General features: G+C 61.1%; 20 protein-coding genes. 11 read left to right on the forward strand and 9 right to left on the reverse strand.

What is annotated here, in order from left to right; genetic code table 11:
- Positions 1-139 precede the first annotated feature (139 nt).
- From HW556_RS00200 to rlmB, 3 genes are all read left to right on the forward strand, one after another.
- The gene (locus tag HW556_RS00200) at positions 140-3,139 is read left to right on the forward strand and encodes a glycosyltransferase family 117 protein (protein WP_176896881.1); all 3,000 of its coding nucleotides are present in this window, start codon (positions 140-142) and stop codon (positions 3,137-3,139) included.
- Positions 3,140-3,259: 120 nt separating this feature from the next.
- The gene (locus HW556_RS00205; RefSeq protein WP_176896883.1) at positions 3,260-4,474 is read left to right on the forward strand and encodes a GWxTD domain-containing protein; all 1,215 of its coding nucleotides are present in this window, start codon (positions 3,260-3,262) and stop codon (positions 4,472-4,474) included.
- Positions 4,438-5,544, forward strand: a complete 1,107-nt coding sequence (gene rlmB, locus HW556_RS00210; RefSeq protein ID WP_246289462.1) for a 23S rRNA (guanosine(2251)-2'-O)-methyltransferase RlmB — start codon at positions 4,438-4,440, stop codon at positions 5,542-5,544. The genes HW556_RS00205 and rlmB overlap by 37 nt, the downstream gene beginning before the upstream one ends.
- Before the next feature lie 80 nt (positions 5,545-5,624).
- Here rlmB and HW556_RS00215 read toward each other — a convergent pair whose 3' ends face one another.
- Positions 5,625-5,999, reverse strand: a complete 375-nt coding sequence (locus HW556_RS00215; RefSeq protein ID WP_176896885.1) for a hypothetical protein — start codon at positions 5,997-5,999, stop codon at positions 5,625-5,627.
- A gap of 180 nt (positions 6,000-6,179) precedes the next feature.
- On the opposite strand from HW556_RS00215, the gene HW556_RS00220 reads away from it, so the two are divergent.
- A complete protein-coding gene (locus HW556_RS00220; protein ID WP_176896887.1) occupies positions 6,180-7,412 on the forward strand; it encodes an NADP-dependent isocitrate dehydrogenase in 1,233 nt (410 codons plus the stop codon).
- A 90-nt stretch (positions 7,413-7,502) separates the two neighbouring features.
- Here HW556_RS00220 and HW556_RS00225 read toward each other — a convergent pair whose 3' ends face one another.
- Together HW556_RS00225 and HW556_RS00230 are read right to left on the reverse strand one after the other, a co-directional pair.
- Positions 7,503-8,630: a mannose-1-phosphate guanylyltransferase gene (locus HW556_RS00225; RefSeq protein WP_176896889.1), complete on the reverse strand. Its 1,128-nt coding sequence runs from the start codon at positions 8,628-8,630 to the stop codon at positions 7,503-7,505.
- A gap of 81 nt (positions 8,631-8,711) precedes the next feature.
- A complete protein-coding gene (locus HW556_RS00230; protein ID WP_176896891.1) occupies positions 8,712-9,692 on the reverse strand; it encodes a KpsF/GutQ family sugar-phosphate isomerase in 981 nt (326 codons plus the stop codon).
- A 180-nt stretch (positions 9,693-9,872) separates the two neighbouring features.
- On the opposite strand from HW556_RS00230, the gene recQ reads away from it, so the two are divergent.
- The gene (recQ, locus tag HW556_RS00235) at positions 9,873-12,071 is read left to right on the forward strand and encodes a DNA helicase RecQ (RefSeq protein WP_176896893.1); all 2,199 of its coding nucleotides are present in this window, start codon (positions 9,873-9,875) and stop codon (positions 12,069-12,071) included.
- A 116-nt stretch (positions 12,072-12,187) separates the two neighbouring features.
- Here the strand turns inward: recQ and HW556_RS00240 are convergent, their stop codons facing one another.
- From HW556_RS00240 to HW556_RS00250, 3 genes are all read right to left on the reverse strand, one after another.
- On the reverse strand, positions 12,188-13,114 hold the full coding sequence (locus HW556_RS00240) for a glycosyltransferase family 2 protein (protein ID WP_176896895.1): 927 nt from the start codon (positions 13,112-13,114) through the stop codon (positions 12,188-12,190).
- Positions 13,115-13,215: 101 nt separating this feature from the next.
- Positions 13,216-13,926 carry a GNAT family N-acetyltransferase gene (locus HW556_RS00245; RefSeq protein ID WP_176896897.1) on the reverse strand — a complete coding sequence of 237 codons (711 nt, stop codon included), beginning with the start codon at positions 13,924-13,926 and terminating at the stop codon, positions 13,216-13,218.
- A 153-nt stretch (positions 13,927-14,079) separates the two neighbouring features.
- Positions 14,080-14,502, reverse strand: coding sequence for a BrxA/BrxB family bacilliredoxin (locus HW556_RS00250; protein ID WP_176896899.1), 423 nt, complete (start codon positions 14,500-14,502; stop codon positions 14,080-14,082).
- 167 nt (positions 14,503-14,669) lie between these two features.
- Here HW556_RS00250 and HW556_RS00255 point away from each other — a divergent pair, with 167 nt between their 5' ends.
- The 6 genes from HW556_RS00255 (at position 14,670) to HW556_RS00280 (ending at position 23,458) form a co-directional block, all read left to right on the forward strand.
- Positions 14,670-14,963, forward strand: a complete 294-nt coding sequence (locus HW556_RS00255; protein ID WP_176896901.1) for a hypothetical protein — start codon at positions 14,670-14,672, stop codon at positions 14,961-14,963.
- Positions 14,964-15,252: 289 nt separating this feature from the next.
- Positions 15,253-16,239, forward strand: coding sequence for a tetratricopeptide repeat protein (locus tag HW556_RS00260; RefSeq protein ID WP_176896902.1), 987 nt, complete (start codon positions 15,253-15,255; stop codon positions 16,237-16,239).
- A gap of 98 nt (positions 16,240-16,337) precedes the next feature.
- Entirely contained in the window at positions 16,338-18,380 is a 2,043-nt protein-coding gene (locus HW556_RS00265) for an OmpA family protein (protein ID WP_176896905.1), read from the forward strand.
- A 166-nt stretch (positions 18,381-18,546) separates the two neighbouring features.
- Positions 18,547-22,032 carry a hybrid sensor histidine kinase/response regulator gene (locus tag HW556_RS00270; RefSeq protein WP_176896907.1) on the forward strand — a complete coding sequence of 1,162 codons (3,486 nt, stop codon included), beginning with the start codon at positions 18,547-18,549 and terminating at the stop codon, positions 22,030-22,032.
- Positions 22,033-22,084: 52 nt separating this feature from the next.
- Positions 22,085-22,795 (forward strand): LytR/AlgR family response regulator transcription factor, encoded by a 711-nt coding sequence (locus tag HW556_RS00275; protein WP_176896909.1) that lies wholly within the window; start codon positions 22,085-22,087, stop codon positions 22,793-22,795.
- 30 nt (positions 22,796-22,825) lie between these two features.
- On the forward strand, positions 22,826-23,458 hold the full coding sequence (locus HW556_RS00280) for a PKD domain-containing protein (RefSeq protein ID WP_176896911.1): 633 nt from the start codon (positions 22,826-22,828) through the stop codon (positions 23,456-23,458).
- 30 nt (positions 23,459-23,488) lie between these two features.
- Here HW556_RS00280 and HW556_RS00285 read toward each other — a convergent pair whose 3' ends face one another.
- The 3 genes from HW556_RS00285 to hemC form a co-directional block, all read right to left on the reverse strand.
- Positions 23,489-24,400, reverse strand: a complete 912-nt coding sequence (locus HW556_RS00285) for an SDR family oxidoreductase (protein WP_176896913.1) — start codon at positions 24,398-24,400, stop codon at positions 23,489-23,491.
- Positions 24,401-24,565: 165 nt separating this feature from the next.
- The gene (locus HW556_RS00290; protein ID WP_176896915.1) at positions 24,566-25,207 is read right to left on the reverse strand and encodes a peptidylprolyl isomerase; all 642 of its coding nucleotides are present in this window, start codon (positions 25,205-25,207) and stop codon (positions 24,566-24,568) included.
- A gap of 379 nt (positions 25,208-25,586) precedes the next feature.
- Positions 25,587-26,519, reverse strand: a complete 933-nt coding sequence (hemC, locus tag HW556_RS00295) for a hydroxymethylbilane synthase (protein ID WP_176896917.1) — start codon at positions 26,517-26,519, stop codon at positions 25,587-25,589.
- Positions 26,520-26,653 lie beyond the last annotated feature (134 nt).

Here is a 26,653-nt window from a genome sequence, read left to right on the forward strand (position 1 = left end):
GGAGTTGGTTGAAGCTGGGGCGGGCATTGGTTGATTTGGGGAGGCGGCTCGATACTTATTGGCTACTTTTGAACTTTCGCTGACTGCTTTCCCGATTTCCCCGCCCTTTTGCAAGTGGCGGTCCTCTCTCACTACCTATATGCGGAGTTACAAAAGCCTGAATAACCTCGTGGGCTGGCTGGTATTTACCCTGGCCACTGTCGTTTTCCTGATGACCCTGGAGCCCACGGCTTCGTTCTGGGACTGCGGCGAGTTCATTGCCTGCTCGTATAAGCTGCTGGTGCCGCACCCGCCCGGCGCGCCCACATTCCTGCTGCTGGGCCGACTGTTCTCCATGCTTAGCTTCGGCGACGTAACCAAGGTATCGGTGCTGGTGAATGCGCTGTCGGCGCTCAGCTCCTCGTTCACGGTGTTGTTCCTGTTCTGGATCATCACCATGATGGCCAAGAAGCTGGTGCTGCACCGCCCCGGCATGCACGACGACCGGCAGCTGGAGCCCACCTTCGGGCAGACGCTGCTGATTATGGGCGCAGGCGCCGTGGGTGCCTTGGCCTATGCTTTCTCCGATTCGTTCTGGTTCAATGCCGAGGAAGCCGAGGTATATGCCATGTCGTCGCTCTGCACGGCCGCCGTAGTGTGGCTGATGCTGAAGTGGGAAAACCGCGCCGACGAGTCGGATTCGGACCGTTGGCTGGTGCTCATTGCCTACGTTATCGGCCTGAGCATCGGGGTTCACTTGCTCAACCTGCTGGCTATTCCGGCACTGGGCTTCATTTATTACTACCGTCGCACCCAAAACCCTACCATGTGGGGCGGGGTGGCTACGCTGGCCATCAGCAGCGTGATTGTGGGTTTGATTCTGGCCGGTATTATTCCGGGTCTGCCCACGCTGGCGGGCGCTTTCGAGGTGTTCTTCGTGAATACCGTGGGCCTGCCCTTCAACTGGGGCATCATCATCTTCCTGCTGCTATTTGTGGGCCTTATCTGGTTCGGATTCCGGCAGTCGTTTCAGCGGCGCAGCCGGCTGCTGAACACGGTGATGCTGAGCTTCATGTTCATCCTGATCGGTTATTCGAGCTACCTGATTGTTCCTATCCGTAGCTCCTACCACCCCACCATCAACGAAAACAACCCCGAGGATGTGCTCTCGTTCGTGAGCTACCTCAAGCGCGAGCAGTACGGCGACCGGCCCCTGCTCTACGGCCCCCAACTGAATGCCCAGCCTACGGCCCAAACGGACGGTGCGCCGCGCTACGTGCGCCAGGGCGACAAGTACGTGGTGGCCGAATACCGCCCGGTGCTGGAGTACCGCCCCGAGGATAAAATGCTTATTCCGCGCATTTACAGCCCCGACCCGCTGCACGTGTACAACTACCAGAAGTGGGTGGAGGGCATCAGCAAGGAAGTGAAGCCGACGATGGGCCAGAACTTGGCCTTCCTGTTCCGCTACCAGATGGGCCACATGTTCTGGCGCTACTTTATGTGGAACTACGTGGGCCGCGAAGGCGACCTGCAGCAGTCGGGCATCCTGTGGGGCAGCGCCGACGGCAACGGCCTGCCGGAGCGCGTGGCCGACAGCCCGGCCCGCAACGCCTTCTTCGCACTGCCTCTGATGCTCGGTTTACTGGGCCTGTTCTTCCACATCCGTCGTGACGGCCGCAACGCCTTCATTGTGGGCCTGCTATTCCTGTTCACGGGCCTAGCTATTGTGTTCTACCTCAACCAGCCACCCATCGAGCCCCGCGAGCGGGACTACACGTTTGCGGGCGCCACGTTTGCCTTCGCCATCTGGATTGGCCTGGGCGTGCTGGCACTGGCCGAACTACTGCAATCCGTTATTAAAGCCGATGCCACCCGGGCCGGCGTGGTAACCCTGGCGGGCCTAGTGGTACCTGGCCTTATGGTTACGCAGGGCTGGAACGACCACGACCGCTCGGACCGCTACCTGTCGGTTGATTCGGCCAAGAACCTGCTGAATTCCTGCGCCCCCAATGCCATCCTGTTCACCAACGGCGACAACGACACCTTCCCGCTCTGGTACGCCCAGGAAGTGGAGGGCGTGCGTACCGATGTGCGCGTGGCGGTGCTCAGCTACCTGAACACCGACTGGTACATCGACCAGATGAAGCGCCGTTCCTACAGGTCGGCCCCGCTGCCGGTTTCGATGGACAACAAAGACTACAAGCAGGGCACCAACGACTACCTGCCCTACGCCGAAAACCCGGCCGTACCCGCCGTGGATGTGCGCCAGTTTATGCAGCTGGTGAAGGCCAACAGCCCCCTGTTGCAGGTAAGCTACGGCGACGGCAAAAACATGCTCTCCTTCCCCTCGCGCAACTTCTACCTACCCGTTGATACGGCCGCCGTAGCCAAGTCGGGCATTATTCCGGCCGGGCGGCGCAAGCAGCTGGTGCCGCAAATGGACTGGAGCGTGGGCAAGAGCGCCATCGAAAAGAAAAGCCTGTTCATTCTCGATATTCTGGCCACCAACAACTGGGAGCGGCCAGTGTACTTTTCGAGCACTGTGGATTCGCGCGACTTTATGGGCCTGCAGCCCTACTTCCAGCTCGAAGGCATGGCCTACCGCATTCTGCCCGCCCGCAACCCCGACTACGACGCCAAAACCGGTGCCGCCGACGAAGGCTACGTGCAAACGGACCTGATGTACGAGAAGCTGATGAAGACCTTCGCCTACCGCGGCCTCGACAACGACGGTATTTTCTACGATGAAAACAACTTGCGCTTCCCGGCCAACTACCGCGACAAATTCTCGCGCCTGGCCGACGCACTGCTGATCCAGGGCGACAAGGCGCGGGCCAAGCAGGTGCTCAACAAGGCGTTCGAGGTGATGCCCGACAAGGCTGTTCCCTACGACTACTATGTGCCCCAGTTCATTCCGGCGCTTATTGTGGTGGGCGAAACCCAGCGAGCCAACGAAATCATGGATACCATGACCGACCGTGCCGAGCGGGGCCTGGCCTACTACAGCACCCACAATCAGGCGCTCTTCGACCAAGAATTCCAGACCTACCTGATGACGCTCAACAGCATTGGCCGCGCCGCCGAGGAAATCGGCGACCAGAAACGGGCCGAGCGTGCCATTCGGCTGTTGCAGCAGTACTACAATCCGCGCCAATAGTGCACGATTTTTGAGCGCCGAAGCCGGCTCCGGGAACGGGGCCGGCTTTTTCGCGTAAAATTGAGCTATCTGAGCCTTCCTGCACGTCGCTCATCTATCCACATTCTTGCATTCACAAGTATGAGAAACCTGGCCTCCCTGCTATTGCTATTCCTGACGTTGCTTGCGGCGGGGCCGCTACAGGCCGCCCCGCGCCGCGACTTTGCCAACCAGTACCAGCCAGGGCGTACTGTTGAGGTAGACACCCGCCGCGAGGGCGACAGCCTACGGGTGTATCTGCAGTTTCCGAACCGCAGCGCGCAGCGGCGCCAAGTACCGCTGCGCGTGATGGGCTGGATTGATTTTGATGCCCGCAGGCCCCTTTGGCAGGACACCGTGCGCGGGGCCGCCCGCCGCCTGCGGACCGACGGCGATGTGGACCGCCTAAGCTTTACACTGCCGCTGACCCGCCTCGTATCGGGGCATGCACTGAGCATTGCCTTCGGAGAAGCCGAGGATGCCATGAGCGGCGACGCGGCCTGGCTGCGCCTCACGCCGGAAAACCTCAACCGCAGCTTTATTTTTATCGATTCTCTGAGCCGGCCGCTGATGCGTCGCTACGTACGCGCCCAGGAGGTATTCGGGGTGGCTGCCTACGCCCCTGGCCAGGCCCTGAACGCCTACCGCTACCCGCTTAGCTCGCTGGCCGCTGCCCCGCCCATGGCTACCAGCAGCACCTTGGGCGAGCAGCCCCGCACGCTAGGCCTCCAGGATTCGGCCCGCTTCAATGCCGACCAGCTGCTACGGCTGCCCGCCGGTCTGTACCTGCTACGCCTGGGCAACCGGGGGCCAAGCCAGGGCTTGCTAGTAGAGGAAAACAACTTTCCGCAGCTCACTTCGGCCGATGAGCTGATTGCCCCGCTGATTTACGTTTCGACCTCGGAGGAACGACAGAAGCTTTTTGATGCACCCGACCCAAAGAAGGCGGTGGATTATTTATGGCTTGGTGTGGCCAGCGACGACCAGAATAAGGCCCGCCAGCTGATTCGCATGTTTTATAGCCGGGTAATAGCGGCCAGCCAGTTGTTCTCGGCCCACAAAGCCGGCTGGCTCACCGACCGGGGCATGCTCTACCAAGTGTTGGGCGCCCCCGAAACTGTGTACCGTAGCGGCAACGAGGAGCGGTGGGTGTACCGCGGCTACCAAACCTTGAATGCCACCTTCGTCTTCCGCGCCAAACCCAGTATCTTTGCGCCTGACAACTACGAACTGGTGCGCCGTCCTGAGCATGAATTTCTCTGGTATGCCGCCGTGGAGCTATGGAGAAAAGGACTAATCGCCCAGCCCGGCCGGTAACCGAACGCCGCCAATATTTCGACTCGCAGAACCGCCCCGTGCCCAACCGCCGCACCCCGCGCGAGGACCAGGGCCGCGACGGCAGCCGCTCCGACGAGGCCCCGCGCTTCGAGCGCAGCCGCGCCGAGGAAGGCCGAAACGATGAGCAGTTTGGCGAGCCCCGCCGCCGCGACGACGAGCAGCGCCCCGAAGGTCGGCGCGACGAGAACCGCCGAGAGGAAGGCCGCTGGAGTGAAGGTGGCAGCCGCGAGGAAGGCCGCCGTCCGTCTTCTTCCTCGTCCGACAAGCCGCGCTACCCCCACCGGCCACCCCAGGACCGCAGCATCGACATGATTTTCGGGTTGCGTCCGATTCTGGAGGCGCTGAGCGCGGGCCGCACGCTGGACAAGATATTCCTGCTGCGCGCCACCAAAAATTCCATGACCCAGGACATTAACGCCCTGGCTCGCGAGGCCAGTGTGCCCGTGTCGATGGTGCCGGTGGAAAAGCTCGACAACATCACCCGCAAAAACCACCAGGGTGCCGTAGCCTTCGTGTCGCCGATTGACTACATGCCGCTGGACAACATTTTGGCCGGGCTGTACGAGGAAGGCAAAACGCCCTTGTTGCTGGTACTGGACCGGATTACCGACGTGCGCAACTTCGGCTCCATTGCCCGGAATGCCGAGTGTTTAGGCGTGCACGCCATTGTAGTGCCCAGCCACGGCGCGGCCCAGATCAACGGCGACGCACTCAAAACCTCGGCCGGTGCCCTCAACCTGATTCCGGTCTGCCGCGAGCACAACCTCAAGCAAACCCTCACATTCCTGCGCGAATCGGGCGTGCAGGTGGTGGCCTGTACCGAGAAGTCGGATGCCAGCCTAGAGGCTGAAACGGTGGACCTGACCGGCCCGCTGGCCATTCTAATGGGCTCGGAAGAAGACGGCATCAGCCCCGAATACCTGCGCCTAGCCGACCACAAGCTCCGCATTCCAATGGCCGGCCAGATCAGCTCCCTCAACGTATCGGTAGCCAGCGGCATTATGCTGTATGAAGTGCTCCGGCAGCGGCTTGGGGCAGTTAAGGAATAGAAACCAAAAGTAAATAGCTGAAAAGTGGGCCATTCTACTACCTTTTTAGGAGGAGTAGAATGGCCCACTTTTAGTTAAAATCAAGACAGCAACCCCGCCTGTTTAGCGGCAGCTAGTAGTTGGGGCGCGTTTTTGAGCGTGGCGGCCACGAAGCGCTTGCCCGACTCCTTTACCTCGTCGCGGCTTACGTCCCGCACTTCATCGCCCACGAACTCGCTTAACTGCCGAAAAGCCTCGCGTAGCGCTTGGTGCCGGGGTTGTTCGGCGTGTAGCTGCTGTTGCACCAGGGCCAGCTGCTCGCGGATTTTCTCGCGGCGCGAGCTGAATACCGAGTCGTGGCCCACATGGGGGCGAATGCGCTCGACCAGCTCCAACAGTGGGCGCAGGCGGTGGCTGGTGGCCAGGGCGGCATCTGCCAGGTGGTCGCGCTTGCGCAGGGGGGCGGAGTCGGGCATAAGAGCGGTGAGACGAGGATACTGATCGGGGCCAAAATAAGCGAAAACCGGGCTTCGGATGCGTCATTGGGCCGGCTCCTGCGTATGGCCCTTAGCGGCCGGTGCCTATCTTATGGCCGCAAAGCCTGGCTGGCCTGGTCGGCTGGGCCCGTTTCCCATTCTCCCTTACCCCCCACCCCCATGACTAAAATCAAGGTAGCCAATCCGGTAGTTGAACTCGACGGTGACGAGATGACCCGCATCATCTGGAAATTCATCAAGGACAAGCTCATCACACCGTACCTCGACCTCGATATTAAGTACTACGATCTGGGCATCGAGTACCGCGACGAAACCAACGACCAGGTAACCATTGACGCTGCCAATGCCATCAAGCAGTACGGCGTGGGTATTAAGTGCGCCACCATCACCCCCGACGAGGAGCGTGTAGTAGAGTTCGGCCTCAAGCAGATGTGGAAGTCGCCGAACGGTACCATCCGTAATATTCTCGACGGCACCGTATTCCGCGAGCCGATTGTGATGAGCAACGTTCCCCGCCTCGTGCCCAACTGGACGGCTCCCATCTGCATCGGCCGCCACGCCTTCGGCGACCAGTACAAGGCTACCGATTTCGTAACCAAAGGCAAAGGCAAGCTCACCATCAGCTTCCAGCCCGAAGACGGCGGCGAGGCGCAGTCGTTTGAGGTGTACAACTTCAAAGGCGACGGTGTGGCGCTAGCCATGTACAACACCGACGAATCCATCCGTGGTTTCGCGCACGCCTGCTTCAACCAAGCCTTGAGCAAGGGCTGGCCGTTGTACCTGAGCACCAAGAATACCATCCTAAAAAAGTATGATGGCCGCTTCAAGGACATCTTCCAGGAGATTTTTGAGCAGGACTATACCGCCAAGTTCACAGAAGCCGGCATCACCTATGAGCATCGCCTGATTGATGACATGGTGGCCTCGGCCCTGAAATGGAACGGCAACTTCGTGTGGGCCTGCAAAAACTACGACGGCGACGTGCAGTCTGACACCGTAGCCCAGGGCTTCGGCTCGCTGGGTTTGATGACGTCGGTGCTGGTAACGCCCGACGGCGACACGATGGAGGCCGAGGCCGCCCACGGCACTGTAACGCGCCACTACCGCGACCATCAGAAAGGCAAGCCCACGAGCACCAACCCCATTGCCAGCATCTTCGCCTGGACGCGTGGCCTGGAGTTCCGCGGCAAGCTCGATAACAACCAAGAGCTCATCGACTTTTGCCACGCGCTGGAGCAGGTCTGCATCGAAACCGTGGAAAGCGGCAAGATGACCAAAGACCTGGCCGTCTGCATCCATGGCAACAAAGTAGAGCACGGCCGCGACTACCTCTACACCGAGGAATTTCTGGCTGCCCTAGACGAGAACCTGAAAACGAAACTGGCTAAGTAGGTTTTAGCGCTTGGTTATTAGCGCATAGAAAAGCCTGTTACCGGTGACGGATAACAGGCTTTTCTATGCGCTAATAACCAAGCGCTAAAATCAATTATACCCGTTGCCCTTCTTCGATTTCACGTCGGCCACAAAATCTTTAACGCGCTGCTCCTCGGTGCGCTTGCAGATAAGCAGCACGTTGTCGTATTCGGCCACGATGTAGCCTTCGAGGCCTTGCACAACTACCAGGCGCTCGGGCGGGGTTTTGATAACGCACTCGCGGGTGTCGTAAAGCAGGGCGTTGCCGTCGACTACGTTCTCGTCGGCATCGTGCTGGCCCATGCGGTGCAATGAGTCCCAGGTGCCCAGGTCGCTCCAGCCAAAGTCTGCCGGTAGCACGTACACGTTGTCGGCCTTTTCCATCACGCCATAATCGATGCTGATGTTGCGGCAGAGGCTGTAGGCGCGGGTGATGAACTCCTCCTCGGCGGGCGTGCCGAGCTGCTCGGCACCTTCGTCGAAGACCTCGGCAATATCGCTCAGGTACTGGTGGAAAGCCTGCACAATGGCATCAGCCCGCCACACAAACAGGCCCGAATTCCAGAGAAACTCGCCGCTACTCACAAACATCTGGGCCAGCTCGGTATTAGGCTTCTCAGTGAAAGTCTTCACCTTGCGCAGCTCCTTTGGAAACGAACCATCGGCGTGGCCGGGCATAGTTTGCACTTGCTCAGGCTGCACCGCGTCATCGATGAACTGGATGTAGCCGTAGCCAGTATCGGGGCGCGAGGGCTGGATACCGAGCGTGATGAGCACGTTGTGGCTGCGGGCCCCATCGAGCGCGGTGCGGATGGTCGAGCGGAACTTCTCCTCGTGCATCACGGCGTGGTCGGCGGGCGTAACCACAACCACGGCCTCGGGGTCGAGGCGAGCAATGCGGTAGCTGGCGTAGGCGATGCAGGGAGCCGTGTTGCGGCCGATGGGCTCGCCCAGAATCTGGTTGGCAGCCAGCTCGGGCAAATGTTGCTGCACCAGCTCGATATAGTCGCGGTTGGTAACCACAAACACGTTTTCGGGCGGGCAAATACCCGCAAAACGGTCTACAGTAAGTTGCAGCATGGAGCGGCCCAGGCCCAGCACGTCATGGAACTGCTTGGGGTGATGGGTACGGCTGAACGGCCAGAAGCGGCTGCCAATGCCGCCGGCCATCACCACTAAGTAGGTATGTTGATCCATGGGGTCAAGCTTGTTTTCCGGTAAGGTAGGGCTAGGGAAAGGAACGTCATCCTGAGTGCAGTCGGAATGACGTTCTTTTCCTTACACCAACCCTTCGCGCAGCAAATCGTGCAGGTGAATGAAGCCACTGAAGCGGCCCTGCTCGGTTACCAGCAGCTGGGTGATGTTGCGGGCCTGCATACGGGCCAGGGCCTCCACCGCGAAGTCGTCCACTTCCACCGTCACGGGGCTGGGCGTGAGGATGTCGCGGGCCGTTACGGCATCGAGGCGGCCGGCGTGGGCCGTGAGCATGCGGCGCAGGTCGCCGTCGGTGATGATGCCCACCAGCGCGCCGCCGTCGTCGGACAGCACGGCGGTTGCTCCGAGGCGCTTGCCCGAAATTTCAAGGATAATCTCGCGCAACGGGGCCGATTCGGTTACCTGGGGCTGCTGGTTCTGCCGGCTCAGGTCGCCAACTTTTAGGTAGAGCTGCTTGCCCAGCGTACCGCCGGGGTGCAGGTTGGCAAAGTCGTGGCGTGAGAAGTCGCGGCTTTCGAGCAGGCACACAGCCAGCGCGTCGCCCAGAGCCAATGCGGCGGTGGTGCTGGTGGTGGGCGCTAGGTTGTGGGGGCAGGCCTCGCGGGTTACCGGCGCGTGCAAAATGTAGTCGGCCTGCTGGGCTAGGTAGGAGTCGGCGTTGCTAACCAGCGCGGCCAGCGGCACGCCTTTGCGCTTGAGCAGCGGAACGAGCACCTTTATTTCGGGCGTGTCGCCCGACTTGCTGATGGCAATAACGAAGTCATCAGCTTGGATCATGCCCAGGTCGCCGTGGATGGCGTCGGCGGCGTGCATGAACAGGGCGGGCGTGCCGGTCGAGTTGAAAGTGGCCACCATTTTACCCGCAATGTGGGCGCTCTTGCCGATGCCCGTAACCACCACGCGGCCGCGGCGACCTAGAATTGCTTCTACGCATTGTGCAAAATCGGGCCGTTCGTCGAGGGCCGCGGCGACGCCGGCAATGGCTTCCGCTTCAAGCTGAAGCACTTTTTTTGCGATACTATGAAGTTCGGTTGGCAGTTTCAATCTAAATTTGATAGTGCGGTTCGAAATCGGGGCCGGAATGAGGGGAAGAATTGGCCGAGGCCGGCCCCGCCGTTTCGCCTGCCCGGCCGCAAATCCCGGTAAAATCCTTAGATTGAGGATGCGGCCCAAAGTAGCCGTTGCCCAAAATCTATCAACTAATTAGTGTAAGTGCGGATGTCGATGTCAGTGATAACCCCCGAAATTCAGCAACCAGCTGATTTGAAGGGCAAGTTAAAAGAAGTTTTCGGCTACGGGCAGTTCCGCGGCGTGCAGGAGGATATCATCAACAACGTTATTGCCGGCCACAATACCTTCGTAATTATGCCCACCGGGGCTGGTAAAAGCCTTTGCTACCAGCTGCCCGCGCTGGTGTTACCGGGCACGGCCATCGTCATCTCGCCGCTCATCGCCCTGATGAAAAATCAGGTTGATCAGCTCAACGCCTTCGGCGTGAATGCCCAGTTTCTGAACTCGACGCTGAGCAAATCGGAAATAAACCGGGTGAAGCGCGACGTAATCAGCGGCGAAGTGCGGCTGCTGTACGTGGCCCCCGAGAGCCTGACCAAGGACGAAACCATCGAGTTTCTCAACAAGGCCACCATCAGCTTCGTGGCCATTGATGAGGCCCACTGCATATCGGAGTGGGGCCACGATTTCCGGCCCGAGTACCGCAAAATCCGCGGCATCATCGACAATCTGGGCTCCGGCGTGCCCATTATTGCCCTCACGGCTACGGCCACGCCCAAGGTGCAGCAGGACATCCAGAAAAACCTGCAGATGGACGACGCCTCGGTGTTCAAAACCAGCTTCAACCGCACCAACCTGTATTATGAGGTGCGGCCCAAGCACAACACCAAAAAGCAGCTGATTCAATACGTGAAGCAGCACAAGGACCAGGCAGGCATTGTGTACTGCCTGAGCCGCAAAAAGGTGGAGGAAATTGCCGAGCTGCTGCGCGTAAACGATGTGCGCGCCCGCCCCTACCACGCCGGCCTCGACCCGCACGTGCGCATGGCCAACCAGGACGCGTTTCTGCACGAGGAGTGCGACGTGATTGTGGCTACCATCGCCTTCGGTATGGGCATCGACAAGCCCGACGTGCGCTTCGTGATTCACTACGACACGCCCAAGAGCATCGAGGGTTACTACCAAGAGACAGGACGCGGCGGCCGCGACGGCATGGACGGCGACTGCCTGATGTTCTACAGCTACGACGACATTGTAAAGCTGGAGAAGTTCAACAAGGACAAGCCCGTAACCGAACGCGACAACGGCAAGCAGCTGCTCCAGGAAATGGCCAACTACGCCGATTCGGCGGTGTGCCGGCGCAAGCAACTGCTGCACTACTTCGGCGAAGTATACGCCACCGACTGCGGTTTCTGCGACAACTGCCGCCACCCGCGCGAGCGGTTCGAGGCCCGCGACGAGGTGTTGCTGGCCCTGAAGGCGGTGGTGCAGACCGATGAGCGGTTCGGCCTCGACCACATCGGCACGGTGCTCATGGGCATGTCGAACCCGCACGTCATTAGCTACGCCCACAACCAGCTGCCAATTTATGGCCAGGGAAAGGCCCACGACGCGCAATTCTGGCACTCGCTGCTGCGGCAGTCCATGCTTAGTGGACTGCTAGCCAAGGATGTGGAAAATTTTGGCGTAATTCGGATTACCCAGAAGGGCCTGGATTTCATCGAAAAGCCGCACTCCATGAAACTCACCAAAGACCACAACTACGACGAGGAAGTAAAGGAGGAACAGCAGCAGGAAGACGTGCAGCTGGCCGCCGGCCACGATGAAGCGCTGTTCGAGATGCTGAAGGCGCTGCGCAAGAAGGTGGCCAACCAGAAGAACCTGCCGCCCTACGTGCTGTTCCAGGACCCTTCGCTGAAGGAAATGGCCACCACCTTCCCCACTAGGCAGGAGGAGCTGGCCCACGTATCGGGCGTGGGGCAGGGCAAAGCCCAGAAGTTCGGCGAGCCCTTCCTGACGCTCATCAAGCAGTACGTGGAAGACAACGACATCACGACGGCCGCCGATGTGGTGGTGAAGTCGGCCGTCAACAAGTCGAAAATCAAGATTTACATCATCCAGCAAATCGACAAGAAGATGGACCTGGAGGAAATTGCTTCCTCCAAGGGCCTTGAGATGCGGGAGCTGATGGAGGAAATCGAGCATATCTGCTACTCAGGCACCAAACTCAACCTCGGCTACTACATCAACGGCGTCCTCGACCAGAGCCGTCAGGAGGACATTTACGACTACTTCATGTCGGCCAGCACCGACAACATTGCCGTGGCCCTGAAAGAACTCGGCACCGACGACTACACCGAAGAGGATCTGCGCCTGATGCGCATCAAGTTTCTGAGCGAAGTAGCTAATTAACACCATCTGTTTTATTGACCTTCAAATCAGTGAGGTCGGTAAAACAATCAAAAGGGCCTCACTCTACTGGAGTGAGGCCCTTTTACTTTATGTAGCAACTTGTTCTGTATTACAGCTTAATCCTCCATCGTTCGCTTCACGAAATTGGGGCGGCGCGTTGTTTTGAGGTTGATGCGGTAGATGTACTCCCCTACGATGCCCAGCCCTAGCATAATGAGGCCCACGCCGAAGCCAATGGAGATGATGAGCGAGGGGAAGCCGAGCAGGTAATCGTCGTAGAGCAGCTTACGCCCCAGCACGTAGGCCGAGTAGGCGCTGGTAACCAGAAATACAAGCACCGAAAGCGCCGTGAGCAGACGGATGGGCAGGTTGGAGAAGGTGATGAAAATATTGAGTGATAAGGCCAGCAGCTTGCCCAGTGTGTAGCCGCTGCTACCGGCTGTGCGGGGCTGGTGCACTACGGGTACGCTAGCCACGTGCGTGGTTATCCAGGTGAGGTAGCCATCGAGGAAGGTGTGGGAGTTGCGCATGTCGAGGCACGCGCGGGCGGTGTCGGCTTTCAACAGCCGGAAGGCCGAGTAGTGCGGATGCAAATCGGGGATGCCGGCCCGCAGCAGCCGGCGCATGGCCCGCGAAGTGAAATTGCGGAAGGGTGAGTGCCGCAGCTCTTGGGGCATGCCGTATACCACATCAAAGTTGCCCTGCTGCTGCCGCGCGATCAGCTGCTCAATGTCGGCGGGCCGATGCTGCAAATCCTCATCGAGCGTGATGATAAACTGGCCCAACGCCTCGCCAAAACCGCACAATAGGGCATTATGCTGTCCGAAATTGCGCGTCAGGTGCACTCCCCGCACCAGTGACGGCCCATATTGCGCCTGCAGCGCCCGGATGACGGCCCAGGAGCCATCGGGGCCGCAGTCGTACACGAAAATAATTTCGAACGAGCGGTTGGTGCCAGTGAAAAAAGCGTGGAGCTGTGCCGTGAGGGCCGCCAGCGTATCCTGGCCCTGGTACACGGGCACTACCACCGAGTAGTCGAGCATAAGGGCGAAGGTAGCAACTGGTAATTAGCCGGCGAACGTGCCCCTTACACCGGTGCGTAGCCCGGCTACCTAGGCATGGGGGCCGCGAACTGAAGTCCGGGCTATAGCCACATGTGGTACACCAGTTCCTCGTGCTCCTCCACAAAGCCTTCGCGACGGTAGAGGCGACAGGCCGGATTATTTCCCTGCGTCGTAACCCGTATCGTTGCGTGACCGGCGGCGGCGGTCCGGCGGCGGGCGGCTTCGATGAGCGCGGCTCCGATACCCTGACTTCGCTTAGTGGAATTAACAGCAATAAGCCCTATTTCCGTACCTTCATTTCTATCAGCCAAAGTCAGAAAGCCTTGCACCGGCCCCGCTGGGTTGGGCTGATACACCAGCACCTCGCGGGCCAGCTCGCCGCTAAGCGAGCGGCCCAGCCAGAGTTGGTACAGCCGTTCGTGCACTTCGGGCGCAAAATTCGGGTCGGTTTGAAAGCGCGAATACACCCCGGCCTGGGCCGCCAGGGTGCGCAATGCGGGGCTGTAGTCGTGCGTGGGGGCAATGCCGGCCGGCAGCTGGATGGCCTGCCCGACTGCTACCGGCATACAGAACCGCACCTTATGGTCGGCCAGCCGCGCGGCCGGGCAGGCCTGCAGCGCAGCCGCAGCAGCCGAGCCGGGCGGAACGAACCAGTAGAGTAGCCGGTAGCCTTGCTGCCGAGCCTGGGCCAGTAACGCGTCCAGGCCAGCAGCCGGCAGTTCCGGGTCACGAAGCTGCCCCACGGCGAAGCCCAGAAAGTCGGAATCCCAAGGCAGAAGCTGAACAGACACGCGAGGCGAGCTATAAATGAGAAAACCGTAAAAGTAAACACAACAAAGCCCACAGCTTGCAGCCGCGGGCTTCGTTGTGTTTGGGGCTTAAATGTTGACAGGGTGAAAACGTGCCTAAGCACGAAGCACAATCAGCTAAGCGCTAAAAAAACCCTAGCAGTGCTCCTCGAAAGCGCCCTGCAAGTTGTTGACGATACGCATCAGGTCGTTGCCTTCGATGTGGTAGCGCTCAATCATGTGCACCAGTTCGCCATCTTTAAAAAGGGCGATGCAGGGGCTGCTGGGCGGGTAGGGCAGCATATGCTGGCGGGCCTGGGCCACGGCCTCCGACTCCATGCCGGCAAACACGGTGACGAGCTTGGCAGGCTTCTTATCGGAGCTGGAAACGGCCATTTTGAGGGCCGGACGAGCTTTGGCAGCGGCGCAGCCACACACCGAGTTTACGGCTACCAATACGGTACCGCTGTCTGCCGACAGGGCCTGATCAACTTCTTCGGGGGTCATGAGCTGCTCGAAGCCGGCCTCGGTGAGGTCCTGGCGGATGGGCGCAACCATGTATTCTGGATAGGTGGCCATAGGTGAAAGCTAGGCGTTGGAAATGAACTTCTTCGACGGACACGTTGTCCGGCGGCGGCGTAAAATTACGCAACTACCGCCGCTTGTCCGCCGCCGGCAGTTGAAACCCCGGCGGGCTCCGAGAAGTTTACTACCCAATACCCTATTGTGTCTTTCACCGCTGCCTTATGACGTACCAAAACTTTCTCGACTCTCAGACCCAACTCGAAACACCGACCGGCCTTTCGCCCCTGCTCGAAGCTCTTTGGTATGCCGGCCGCGACGAATGGCATAAGGCCCACGCTATTGCCCAGCAGCACGAAGACGCCCCGCTTTTCGACTGGCTGCACGCCTTTTTGCACCGCCAGCAGGGCGACTTTGGCAATGCCGCCCACTGGTACCGCCGCGCCGGCCGCCCCCAGTTCGACGGCTCGCTACGTCATGAGTGGCAGGAAATGGTAAAAACCCAACTGCCTGATTGATTTTCTAAAGGCACGAGGTAGGGACAGGCTTTGCTCCTACTTCGTGCCTTGTAAAATCCTACTGCATCCATGCTTCAAAGGTGGCCAAACATTTTCTAGCTTCTGACACTATTAGATCTTGACAAAAACCAATATCAGCATAATTCAACTGCCTGATTAGCCATACTCAGCAGAAAAAATTACATTTATCCCGCGTCTTTAAAATGGGCGGGATACGATGCGGAAAATTTCTATTTTATTGTTGGGTTCACTGCTGAGTGCGGCTGCGGTCCAAGCCCAGGTGGATAGCGTGCGGGCTTCTACCCTACCGCCCGACCAGCAGGCTGAGCGGCTCTACAACAGCGGGCTGGCCAAGTTCAAGCAGCAGAGCTACCGCGCGGCCGTGCTCGATTTTGATAAGGCCCTGGCCGTGAAGCCCGACTTTGCCCGCGCCTACACCAACCGCGCCGCCGCCCGCTACGAGCTAAAAGACTACCAGCCCGCCGTGCAGGACTACGACCAGGCCATCAAGCTTGACCCCAGCACCTTCGCTCCTTATTTTGGGAAAGCCCGGGCCGAGGAGGCGCTGCAGCAGCCCGCCGAAGCCGAGCGCGACTACGGGCGGGCCACCGAACTGCAGGCCGATTATGCCCCGGCCTGGTACTACCGCGGCGCCCTGCGCTTCGAAAAGGCCGACTATGCTGCTGCTAAAACTGATTTTGACGCTGCCATCAAGGCCGACCCCACTTATGCCTACGCCTGGCATGACCGGGGCAGCACCCAGCGCCGGCTCGGCAATCTACCCGCTGCTATCCAGGACTACAGCCAAGCCCTCACGCTGCAGCCCGAGCTGCTGCCGGCCCTGCTCAACCGGGCCGGTACCCGCCGCCGCGCCGGCGACCTAAAAGGGGCGCTGCAGGACTACGACGCGTATCTGGCCAAAAAACAGGACAACGCCCTGGCCTACACCAACCGCGGCGCCACCCGCTACGAACAAGCCGATTACAAGGGCGCCGTTGAGGATTTCGGGCGGGCCGTGGCGTTGGATGCCGGCTACGCCTTCGCCTGGAACAACCGTGCCGCCGCCTACCTCAAGCTCGAAGATTATAAGAGCGCCGAGGCTGATGCCAGCAAGGCCATCAGCCTGAACAAGGAGTACGCCGAAGCCTACCTCAACCGGGGCCACGCCCGCGAAATGCTCCGCCAGCCCGATGCCGCCTGCCAGGACTGGCGCCGCGCCGCTGAGTTGGGCCTGGAAGTAGGCAACACGCACGCCGCCAATTCGGGCTGCCCATAGCCGCACGCGGCCCGGCCGGCTGGCAGCTGTTTGTAAGGCTAATTAAGGGAGCCTTCTTGGACTCCAACTACCCAATATTCAGTACTGATTACTGACTTATGTACAAGTATCTGATTGCGTGTTTATTGCTCACGGCCTGCGCCACGGCTTCGGCCCAGAGCGTGGAGTTTAGCAAGGACCAATTCGGCAACGACAAGGACGGCCTGAAAGCGGCCCAGAAGGACCTGAAGGCCGGCGACGCGTTCTACGAGTCGGATCCACCGCGCTACGAGCAGGCGCTGGTGTTCTACCTGAAAGCCCAGCAGTTCAACCCCAAAAACGACCAGCTCAACCTGAAAATCGGCGACTGTTACCTGCATTCGGGCTTTAAGCCCCGGGCGCTGGAATACCTGCAGCGCGCCTATCAGCTCAATCCCGATGTGAGCCCGCGCATCCATTATTTGCTGGGCCGGGGCCTGCATCTGAACGCCAAGTGGAGCGAGGCCATTGCCGAATACAAACGGGCCGTTCCGGCCACTGGGGCCAAGAACACGGCCGGGCTGGTGCTCGATATTCAGAAGAAAATAAAAGAGTGCGAAAACGGCCGCCGGCTGGCGGCCAAGCCCACCCGCGTGTTCATCGACAACGCCGGGCCGGGCGTAAACTCGCCTTACCCCGACTACGGCCCCGTTATCACGGCCGACGAGTCGGTTATCCTGTTTACCTCGCGCCGCGAGGGCTCGACGGGCGGCAACACCGACCCCGAGCTGGGCGGCTATTTCGAGGATATTTACCAGAGCACCCGCGAGGGCAAGGACGGCTGGAGCGCAGCCCGAAACTTAGGCGAGAACATTAATACCGACGGCCACGACGCCACCGTAGGCCTGGCGCCCGATGGCCAGCGCCTGCTGGTGTACCTGGAAGACAACGGCGGCGACCTGAACCAGGCCGAGCTGCGCGGTACCGAGTGGCGCAAGCCCCAGAAGCTGGGCTCGCGCATCAACTCTAAACTGCACGAGTCGTCGGCCTCCTACACGCCCGACGGCCGCAACCTGTTTTTTGTGAGCGACAAGGAAGGCGGCCTAGGCTCACGCGATATTTACCGCATCGAAATAGAGGGGCGCGGGCCGGCCCAGAACCTGGGTTCGGTCATTAATACATCGTACGGCGAGGAGGGCGTGTTTTTGCATCCCGATGGCAAAACCATGTACTTCAGCTCGGAGGGCCACGACGCGATGGGCGGCTACGACATCTTTAAATCGGTGCTGGAGAACGGCAAGTGGAGCAAGCCCGAAAACCTGGGCTGGCCCATCAATACACCCGACGACGACGTGTTTTTCGTGATTTCGGCCTCGGGCCGCCACGGCTACTACTCCTCATTCCGTGAAGATGGGCTGGGCGGCAAGGACATTTACCGGATTACGTTTCTGGGGGCCGAAAAGCCACCCCTGCTCAGCCAGGAAGACCAGCTGCTGGCCAGCCGGGTGCAGCCGGTGAAGGAAACACTGCTGGCTCCGCCGGTGGCCATTGTGGCGGCCCAGGTAACTATTTTGAAAGGCGTAGTAACTGAGGAAGCCAGTCGCCAGCCCTTGGAAGCGACCATTGACGTCATCGACAACTCGCTTAACCAGGTAATTGCCTCCTTTCAGTCGAATGAGAAGTCGGGCCGCTACCTCGTGTCGTTGCCTTCGGGCGTGAACTACGGCATTGTGGTGCGCAAAGATGGCTACCTGTTTCACTCCGAAAACTTCGATTTGCCAGCTGGCGCGGCCTACTCGGAAGTCGTGAAGGACATTGCGCTCAAAAAGCTCGACGTAGGCGTGAAGGTGGTACTCAACAACATCTTCTTCGACTTTGATAAGGCAACTTTACGCAAGGAAAGTACCGGCGAACTGGAGCGCCTGCACAAGCTGCTGACCGAAACGCCTGCCCTGCGCCTCGAAATTTCGGGCCACACCGACAACGTGGGCAACGACGCCTACAACAAAGACCTCTCGCAACGTCGCGCTAAAGCCGTAGTAGACTATCTCGTGGGCAAGGGCATTGATAAGGGCCGCCTGACCTTTGCCGGTTACGGCGACACCCAGCCCGTAGCCCCCAACACCACCAAAGCCAACCGCCAACTCAACCGCCGCACTGAGTTCAAGGTAACCGGCAAGTAAGTTGCCGTTCAGCCCGAAGCCACAGGGGGAATACCAAGGCTGCTTGGTATTCCCCCTGTGGCTTCGGGCTGAACTGACGCCCACGCAGACGGCTTCACCGAGAAAAGCCCACGGCTGAACGCAGAAGCCGGCCGCGGTTCGCAACTGCGCGTATCTTGCCTGCCCGATGCGCTGCCTGCTCCTTCTGTTCTTTCTGCTCGCCCAATTTGCCACTGCCCAGCCGCTGCCGGCCCGGCAGGCGCTTAAGCAGTTTGGGGCGGCCGAAGGGCTCCCCCAGCCATTCATTTACGCGCTGGCTCAGGACCGCGCCGGCTACCTCTGGCTGGGCACCGCCGAAGGACTGGTGCGTTTCGATGGCACCACGTTCCGCACCTTCACCACCCGCGAAGGGCTGGCCGAAGACTTTGTAACCCAACTGGCGCTGAACCCGCTCACCGGCCGGCTGGCGGTGCGGCATTTCCAAGGCGGGCTGTCCATTGAAAACGGCACCGGCTTCCGAACCGCTACGGCCGCCGAAACGGGCCTGCGCACCACCAAAGGCCTGCTGCCCCCCGATACGGCCCGCCTGAACCAGCTGCGCCGCCGCTACCAGCTCGCTCTACCCTCCGACCTAAAAATCAACGACATGTTGCGCGACACAGAAGGCACCTACTGGCTGGCCACGGCCGGCCAGGGCCTGTGGCGGCTCACCGACGCACATGTTTCGCTGCGGCCGCTGCCTGGCCTGGTTTCGCTGGTGCGCCGCGGGCCGGAGCTGCTGGCCGCTACCCGCACCGGCCAGGTGCTGCGCATCGACGAGGGCACCGGAACGAACCCAAGGCCAGTGCCACCCGCCACTAGCACCCCGGTTGCCCCCGATGGAACTGGTTGGGCTGTGGCCGGCGCCGAAGCGGCGGCCGCGTGGCGGCAGAGACTCCCGTTGCTGCTCAATTCCAAAGCAATCCGGTCCGCAGTGGTGCAGCTGCCAACCGGGCTGTCGGTAGTGGCGCTGGCTCAGGATGCGGCCGGAGGGCTGTGGGTGGGCACGGTGGGCGAAGGGGCTTTTTATCTGCAGGAGGGCCGGCTCCGCCACTATACCACTGCCAGCGGCCTGCTCCACAACGATATTTACGCCATTCTGCCCGACCGGCAGGGCCGGGTGTGGTTCGCCACGCACGGCACCGGGCTGGCCGTACTCGAAGCCGGTAAATTCCGGGTGTATCGGGTGCTGGCCGGCGGCATTGAGGCTTCGGCCTTGTGCCAGGATGACGCCGGGCGGGTGTGGATTGGCACCGAGGGCGACGGGCTGCTCTGCTTTGAAAATGACCGCTTCCGGCAGTTCAATACCCGCAATAGCGGGCTGGCCAGCAACTACTGCTACGGCCTGCTGCCCACCCCTGCCGGCCTGGTAGTGCAGCACGCCGAGGCGCTCAGCTTAGGGCGGGGCACAGGTTTTAGTCCGCTTACCGCACCCGCCAACCCGCTGGTGCGGCAACTGCTGCCCAACGCGGCCGTGCTGCTGGCCGGCCGCGCCCCAGCCGTACTACTGACCAGTAAGGCGGGTTTGCTGCGTGTTGGGCTGCCCACGCTGCCCCCCTCGGCTAAGCCCCGGGTGGCGCTTGGGGCCGTGGAGGTAAACGGAACCGCGCGCCAACCTTATTCCCTGGCCGAATTGCCAGCAGGCCCGCACCACCTCACTTGGTTTTTCCGAACCGCCAGCCTGGCCCCGGCCGGCACCTGGCAGTACCAGTACCGGCTGCGCGGCTACCAGCCCGCCTGGAGCCGCGCCAGCAGCTTCACCGAGGCCGATTTTCCGCGACTTGGTGCCGGTAGCTATGTCTTTGAGGTGCGCGCCCGTCGCGGTTCCGAAAGCAGTTGGGGGCCGGCTACTACGGCCCGGTTCGGGGTGGCTACGCCCTTCTGGCAAACCGGCTGGTTTGGGCTGCTGAGTGTGGCGACGGTAATGGGCAGCGTCTGGGGGCTACTGCGGGTGCGTACCGCCACGCTGCGCCGCCAGAAGCAGCAGCTGGAAGCCACCGTGCGCAAGCGCACCACCGAGCTGCGCCGCCAGAAGAACGCCACCGAACTGGTAAACGCCGACCTACTGGTGGCCCGCGACGCGGCCGAGGCCTCGCGGCGGGCCAAGGCGCAGTTTCTGGCCAACATGAGCCACGAAATCCGGACACCGCTTAATGCTGTTATCGGCCTTACGCACCTGCTGCGCGGCACCCGCGTCGATGCCGGGCAGCAGGAGTACCTGGAGGCTATTCAGTCGTCGTCGCAGAATTTGCTGGTCATTCTCAACGACATCCTCGACTCGTCGAAGATGGAAGCTGGGAAGCTCACGCTGGAGCAGGTCCCGTTTCGGCTGCCCGCACTGCTGGAGCGGGTGCAGGCCATGTTCCGCTTCGCCCTCGATGCCAAAGGCCTGTACCTACGCACGGAAATCGGCCCCCAGGTACCCGAGGCCATCACCGGCGACCCAGTGCGGCTGCAGCAGGTGCTGGTGAACCTGGTGGGCAACGCCCTAAAGTTTACGGCTCAAGGCGGCATTACGCTGCTGTTAGAAGCCGGCCCGGCCGCCAACGCAGTCAGCGAGCCGGTATTGCGGTTTGGAGTGCGCGATACGGGCATCGGCATTGCGCTAGAGCAACAGGAAGCCATTTTCGAGGACTTCTCGCAGGCCAACGCCAGCACCACCCGGCAGTACGGCGGCACTGGGCTGGGCCTGAGCATCGCCCGCAACCTGGTGCAGCTACACGGCGGGCAGCTGTGGGTGGAAAGCATTGAGGGTCAAGGCAGCACGTTCTGGGTTGAGATTCCGGCCTACCCCGCCGACCCGGCCACCATACCACCCGAGGCCACGGCCGTGCTGCCACCCTTTGAACCCGCCCTGCGGGTGCTGGTGGCCGAAGACAACACCCTCAACCAGCTCGTAGCCCGCCGCACCCTCGAAGCCTGGAATGTGCTGGTAACTGTAGCCGACAATGGCCGACTGGCCGTGGAGGCCGCCCGCCAGCAGCCCTTCGATGCCGTGCTGCTCGATGTGCAAATGCCCGAAATGGACGGCTACGAGGCGGCCCGCCAGCTGCGACTCCTGTTTCCCGACTCCACCCGCCTGCCGCTCATCGGCCTCACGGCTTCGGCCCTGCCCGAAGACCGGGTGCTGGCCCTGGCCGCCGGCATGAACGACACGCTGGCCAAACCCTTCGACCCGGCAGTGCTCTACGCCCGCCTCGCCCACTACACCGGCCGCACGCCGCCCGCTGCCGCCATCGGGCCGGGCCCTGCTCTGCAAACCGCCTTCCCCGAGCCGGCTTCACTTTCCGAAGCCACCGCCACCGAACAACCCGACTGGACGCTGCTGGAGGAACTGGCTGGGGGCAGCCCCGCCTTCGTGGGCCAGCTGGTGCGCACATTTCTGGCCCAGGCCCCGCCGCTGGCCCGGCAGCTGCACCTGCTGCCGGCGCCGGCGCTGGCCGAGGCCGCGCACAAGCTGCGGGGCCAGGTGGCGTATTTTGGTCTGCCGCAGCTTTGCCAGTTGCTGGAAGAAGTGGAAGCCACCGCCCGCCAACAGCCCCCTCACCCGGCTCTGCCCGCCCGGCTGGCTGCCATTGCGCACCGCCTGCAGGCCCTGTATCCGTTGCTGGAGCAGCGGCTGGGTGAAGACTAGCTCGATTCTGCTTTGATGGAATTTTGCAAAGAAAGACTGTAGCTTTGCACATATGGCCGAAACTCCTGCTCCCCTACGCTGCCTGGTAGTCGACGATGACCCGCTGGCCGTGCAGATTGTTGAAAATTGTGTCGCCAACACCCCGTTTCTGGTGCACGCCGGCAGCTGTAGCAGCGCCCTGCTGGCCGCCGAAATGCTGCGCGAGCAGCCCATCGACCTGCTGTTTCTAGATGTGGAGATGCCGCTGATGTCGGGCCTTGACCTGCTGCGCACCCTGCGCAATCCGCCGTTGGTCGTACTCATCACCAGCAACAAAGGCTACGCCGTGGAGGCATTCGAATATGCCGTGCTCGATTACCTGGTGAAGCCCATCAGCTACGCCCGCTTTCTGCAGGCAGCCCAGCAGGCCCGTGAGGCGCTGGCGGACCGTGCCCAGCCCGTTGCAGCCGATGCCGCCTTCACCTTTGTAAAGGTGGACAGCAAGCTGGTAAAGGTGCAGTTTGACGAGGTGCAGTTTGTAGAAGCCCTGGGCGACTACGTGCACATCGTCACTAAAAACAGCAAACTCATCGTGTACAGCACGCTACGGGGCATTACCGAGAAGTTTCCGGCCGCGCTCTTTATGCGGGTGCACCGCTCGTTTATCGTTAATATCCGTCAGATTCAGTCCATCGAGGACAACTCCATTCTGCTGGCCGGCAAGCATGTTCCTATCGGCCAGACTTACCAGAAAGAGGTTTTTCAGCGTCTGAACCGTTTTTAGCGGCCGCCGGCCTTTCTCCCTACCATCACCTTGCCCGCTACCGTGCTGCTTCGCGTATTCTGCCCCGGAAGGCTGCTGCTATTTCTGCTGCCATTGCTGCTGTTGCTGGCCCGGCCGGCAGCAGCCCAGCAGGCCGGCGACACCACCAGCGTAGCCTGCTCGCCGCCACGCGTGCCCAAGCTGTGCGTGGAGCTCGACGCCCGTCAGGCCGTTGACCCCGCCGCCGGGCCGCTTACGTTCCGCTGGAATATGGGCGATGGCACCCAGCTTACCGGCCCCACCGTGGCCCACTGCTACGCCGAGCGCCGCCGCTATACCGTGCGCCTGGATGTGGTAGACGAGGCCAGCGGGGAAGTGCGGGATGCTGAAAAACTACTCGACGTTGATTTCACGAAGCAAACCGTGGTCAACTTCCGAGCCGCCGACACAGTGCGGGTGGGCCAGCCGGTGGCCTTTGATGCCGCCGACTCACAGCTGCCCGCTTGTCGGAATATGGTGGTCATCTGGGATTTTCGCGATGGCGCTACCAGCACCGGTCCACGGGTCGAGCACCGCTTCCGCCGGCCCGGACGCTACGCCGTGCGCATGGCCCTGCGCGCCAACGGCCCCGGCTCCTGCCCCGACAGCCACTGCGTAAGCCGCCAAGTGGTAGTGCTACCCTAGCACTGGTGTTGGTGTACGATGACCGGAACCCTATAACGGACCTTCATCGGCCTGTGCGGCTACTAAAGCAATGCCCTCGGCCAGCGAGTGGGGCCGGTAGCCCAGCTCGCGCACCGCTTTATCGACCACAAAGCCCGTGCGCAACGGCCGGCGGGCCGGCTGCGAAAACGTGTCGGCATTCACCCGGCTGATAAGGCTGGCATCGAGCTGAAAGTACGCGGCGACCTGCAGCGCCAGCTGGTAGGGCGTGCACAGCTCGGCCCCGCTGATGTGGTAGATACCGGTGGCGTTGTGGCGGGCCGCCAGCCAGCAGCCCTGGGCCAGGTCTTCGGCCAGTGTGGGGGTGCGCAACTGGTCGTCCACTACGTTTATCGGCTTGCCGGTCCGCAGCGCGTCGCGCACCCACAGCACCAAGTTGGTGCGGCCGTAATCGTGGGCCGTGCCGTACACGAGCACGGTGCGCACAATGGCCCAGGGGCCGCGGCTCTGGCGCACCAGCTGCTCGGCGGCCAGCTTGCTTTCCCCATAGAAATTAACCGGCCCCGGCACGGCATCCTCGGCCAGCGGCCCAGCTTCGCCGCTGAAGATAAAATCGGTGCTCAGGTGGATTAAATGCACCTGATGCTGCTCGCAGGCGGCCACCAGATGCGCCACCGCCGTCACGTTCTGGTTCCAGCAATCGGCCGGGTGCAGCGCGCACTCGTCCACGTTGGTCAGGGCGGCCGTATGGATGAGATGGGTGGGTTTTTCGGCTTCGATTACCTGCGCTACCTGAGCGGCATCGGTTACGTCGAGCGGCACAAACGATACCTGCGGATACAGGCCGGCCAGCTTATTGGGGCCGCGCGACGTGGCCACCAGCGCCACGCCAGGCTGCCGGCTCAGCAGGGCCACCAGTTTCTGCCCTAATAAGCCGTTGGAGCCGGTAACAAGGATTTTCATTGCGTGAAGCAGGCAGAAAGTGAGAGGTGAGTATTGAGCAGTACGTCATTCTGAGCGCAACGAAGAATCTGGCGTTAACTCGTTACAGCGCCTATTCAACGGACTCTATCGAGATTCTTTGCTGCGCTCTGAATTACGTTCTGCTCACGCCTACATACTCACTCTTTAATATTGATACCCGAACTGCTCGGTAATCTTCTTCTTTTTCATTTTCTCCACCTTCATCGTCATCTTGATGTCGGTAAGAGGGCGGTTGGCGGGGCCGGCGGGCTGCTGGGCAATCTTGTCTACCACCTCCTGGCCGCTGATAACCTGGCCGAAAACGGTATACTGGCCGTTGAGGTGAGGCGTGCCCTGGGGGTTCTGCACGATGTAGAACTGCGAGGCGCTGCTGCGTCGGTCGGGGTTCATAAAATCGGCGGTGCGGGCGGCGGCTACGGCCCCGCGCATGTGGGTCAGCTCAGGCCGGATTTCGGCCGGCAGCGTCTGCTCGCTGGCCGGTCCCTGGCCATCATTGCCGGGGTCGGCGTCCTTCGAGTTGGGGTCGCCACCCTGCACCATGAAGTTGAGGATAACGCGGTGGAACGTGGTGCCGTCATAGAACCCGCTACGGGCCAGCTTCAGGAAATTGGCCCGGTGTACCGGCGTCAGTTCGGAAAGCACCAGCCGAATGTCGCCCAGCGAGGTACTAATGGTGACCAGCTCGTCTTTTTTGCTTTTACGGGGCTTTTTGGCCGCCTGCACGGCGGGTGTGGCCAGCGTCAGCGCCAGGCCCAGTAGCAGGGTGCGGCGAAAGAAATTTATCATGCGAGGTAAGAGGGCAGAAAGTTCAACAGCGAACTGAGGGCCAAATTTACGTAGTTTCTTTACGGAGCTGCGCAAAAACCCGGGGCTTACCGCTCGGGCTGCTACCTAAATGCCCCGGCTTCGCCCCGCAAACCCGACGCAGCTACCCACCCCCTCACAGCCGGCGCATGCCGGGGTTGCGTAGGTTACCGCGTCTCTGTGCTTTTCCGGAGAAGGTGGACAGGAAGTAGAACAAAGCGGCGTGGGCTGTTATGCCAAGCTTGCCGAAGCATCTCCACCGCATCATTGCAATGGCAGAGAAGCAGTAGAGATGCTTCGACAAGCTCAGCATGACCCGCTTGCTAGCTGCTTAGATAGTCGCACCAGCTCATCCCCCAACCTACCTACCGTTGCGAATTTCTTCCAAAATTTCGCGGCCACCGCGGGCCAGGATGCTTTCGGCTATTTCGGTACCGAGTTGGGCAGCGGCGGCGGCCGGAGCCGTGCGGATTTCTTCGAGTAGCTGAGCGCCATCGAGGCTGATGAGGCCGGCATGCAAGTGCACGGTTTGGCCATCGGGGCTGAGGGTGGCCAGCGCGAAGCTAGGGATGCTGCAGCCGCCTTCCATAGCGCGCAGGTAGGCGCGCTCGGCCCGCAGGCAAACGTGGGTGGCGGCGTGGTCGAGCAGGCGGTGCAGTTCGGCCTTGAGCGCCGGCTCCAGGTTGCGGGCGCACTCCACGGCCACGCTGCCCTGGCCAGTAGCCGGCACGTACTGGGTTTCGGGCAGTACATGCCGGATCAGGCCATCGTACTCCATGCGGTGCACGCCGGCGTAGGCCAGCACGAGGCCGTGGTAGTGGCCTTCTTCTAGTTTACGCAGGCGGGTTTGCAGGTTGCCGCGCACGTCGGCAGCGGTGGCGCGGGGCAGAAACCGGCGTAGCATGGCCCGGCGACGGGTGCTACTGGTACCCAGCACCAAGTCGGGCCGGTTCAGGTCGAGGTCGGCGTCGAAGCTCAGCACCACGTCGTTCACCTTTTCGCGCTCCATAAAGGCCAGCAGCTCCAGGTCGTCGGGAATGCTGCTCTGCACGTCTTTGGCACTGTGCACCGCCACGTCGATGTGGCCAGTGCGCAGGCCCTCTTCCAGCTCCTCGGTAAACACGCCTTTCGAGCCGATTTTATCCAGCGAGCGGTCCAGCACAATGTCGCCCTTGGTGGTGATGATGACTATTTCCGGCTCCAGGCCGGTGGCTTTCAGCCGGTCGGCCACGTGGTTGGCCTGCCACAAGGCCAGCTTGCTGCCCCGGGTGCCGATGCGAATATGTTTTTTCACTAGGAATTAACGTCAGAAAACAGAAAGCTTGAGGGCCAGAAGCCCGTTCTCAACCCCTGCCAAAGGTACTTCTCCTGCAACTGAAGAAGCGAACCTATAGTGGTTTTAACACCGACTATAGTAAATTAGCAAAA

The sequence above is a fragment of the Hymenobacter terrestris genome, from assembly GCF_013377905.1.
In the GTDB taxonomy this organism is placed as follows: Bacteria; Bacteroidota; Bacteroidia; order Cytophagales; family Hymenobacteraceae; genus Hymenobacter; species Hymenobacter terrestris.

Excerpts from the sequence above, each read along its gene's own strand:
- HW556_RS00215 (WP_176896885.1), bottom strand. The coding sequence starts at position 5,999 with ATGCCCGACTCCGCCCCCCTGCGCAAGCGCGACCACCTGGCAGATGCC.
- HW556_RS00240 (WP_176896895.1), bottom strand. The coding sequence starts at position 13,114 with ATGCTCGACTACTCGGTGGTAGTGCCCGTGTACCAGGGCCAGGATACG.
- HW556_RS00270 (WP_176896907.1), top strand. The coding sequence starts at position 18,547 with ATGCGCTGCCTGCTCCTTCTGTTCTTTCTGCTCGCCCAATTTGCCACT.
- rlmB (WP_246289462.1), top strand. The coding sequence starts at position 4,438 with ATGGAGAAAAGGACTAATCGCCCAGCCCGGCCGGTAACCGAACGCCGC.
- HW556_RS00200 (WP_176896881.1), top strand. The coding sequence starts at position 140 with ATGCGGAGTTACAAAAGCCTGAATAACCTCGTGGGCTGGCTGGTATTT.
- HW556_RS00255 (WP_176896901.1), top strand. The coding sequence starts at position 14,670 with ATGACGTACCAAAACTTTCTCGACTCTCAGACCCAACTCGAAACACCG.
- HW556_RS00275 (WP_176896909.1), top strand. The coding sequence starts at position 22,085 with ATGGCCGAAACTCCTGCTCCCCTACGCTGCCTGGTAGTCGACGATGAC.
- recQ (WP_176896893.1), top strand. The coding sequence starts at position 9,873 with ATGTCAGTGATAACCCCCGAAATTCAGCAACCAGCTGATTTGAAGGGC.
- HW556_RS00265 (WP_176896905.1), top strand. The coding sequence starts at position 16,338 with ATGTACAAGTATCTGATTGCGTGTTTATTGCTCACGGCCTGCGCCACG.
- HW556_RS00220 (WP_176896887.1), top strand. The coding sequence starts at position 6,180 with ATGACTAAAATCAAGGTAGCCAATCCGGTAGTTGAACTCGACGGTGAC.
- HW556_RS00225 (WP_176896889.1), bottom strand. The coding sequence starts at position 8,630 with ATGGATCAACATACCTACTTAGTGGTGATGGCCGGCGGCATTGGCAGC.
- HW556_RS00290 (WP_176896915.1), bottom strand. The coding sequence starts at position 25,207 with ATGATAAATTTCTTTCGCCGCACCCTGCTACTGGGCCTGGCGCTGACG.
- HW556_RS00285 (WP_176896913.1), bottom strand. The coding sequence starts at position 24,400 with ATGAAAATCCTTGTTACCGGCTCCAACGGCTTATTAGGGCAGAAACTG.
- HW556_RS00205 (WP_176896883.1), top strand. The coding sequence starts at position 3,260 with ATGAGAAACCTGGCCTCCCTGCTATTGCTATTCCTGACGTTGCTTGCG.
- HW556_RS00250 (WP_176896899.1), bottom strand. The coding sequence starts at position 14,502 with ATGGCCACCTATCCAGAATACATGGTTGCGCCCATCCGCCAGGACCTC.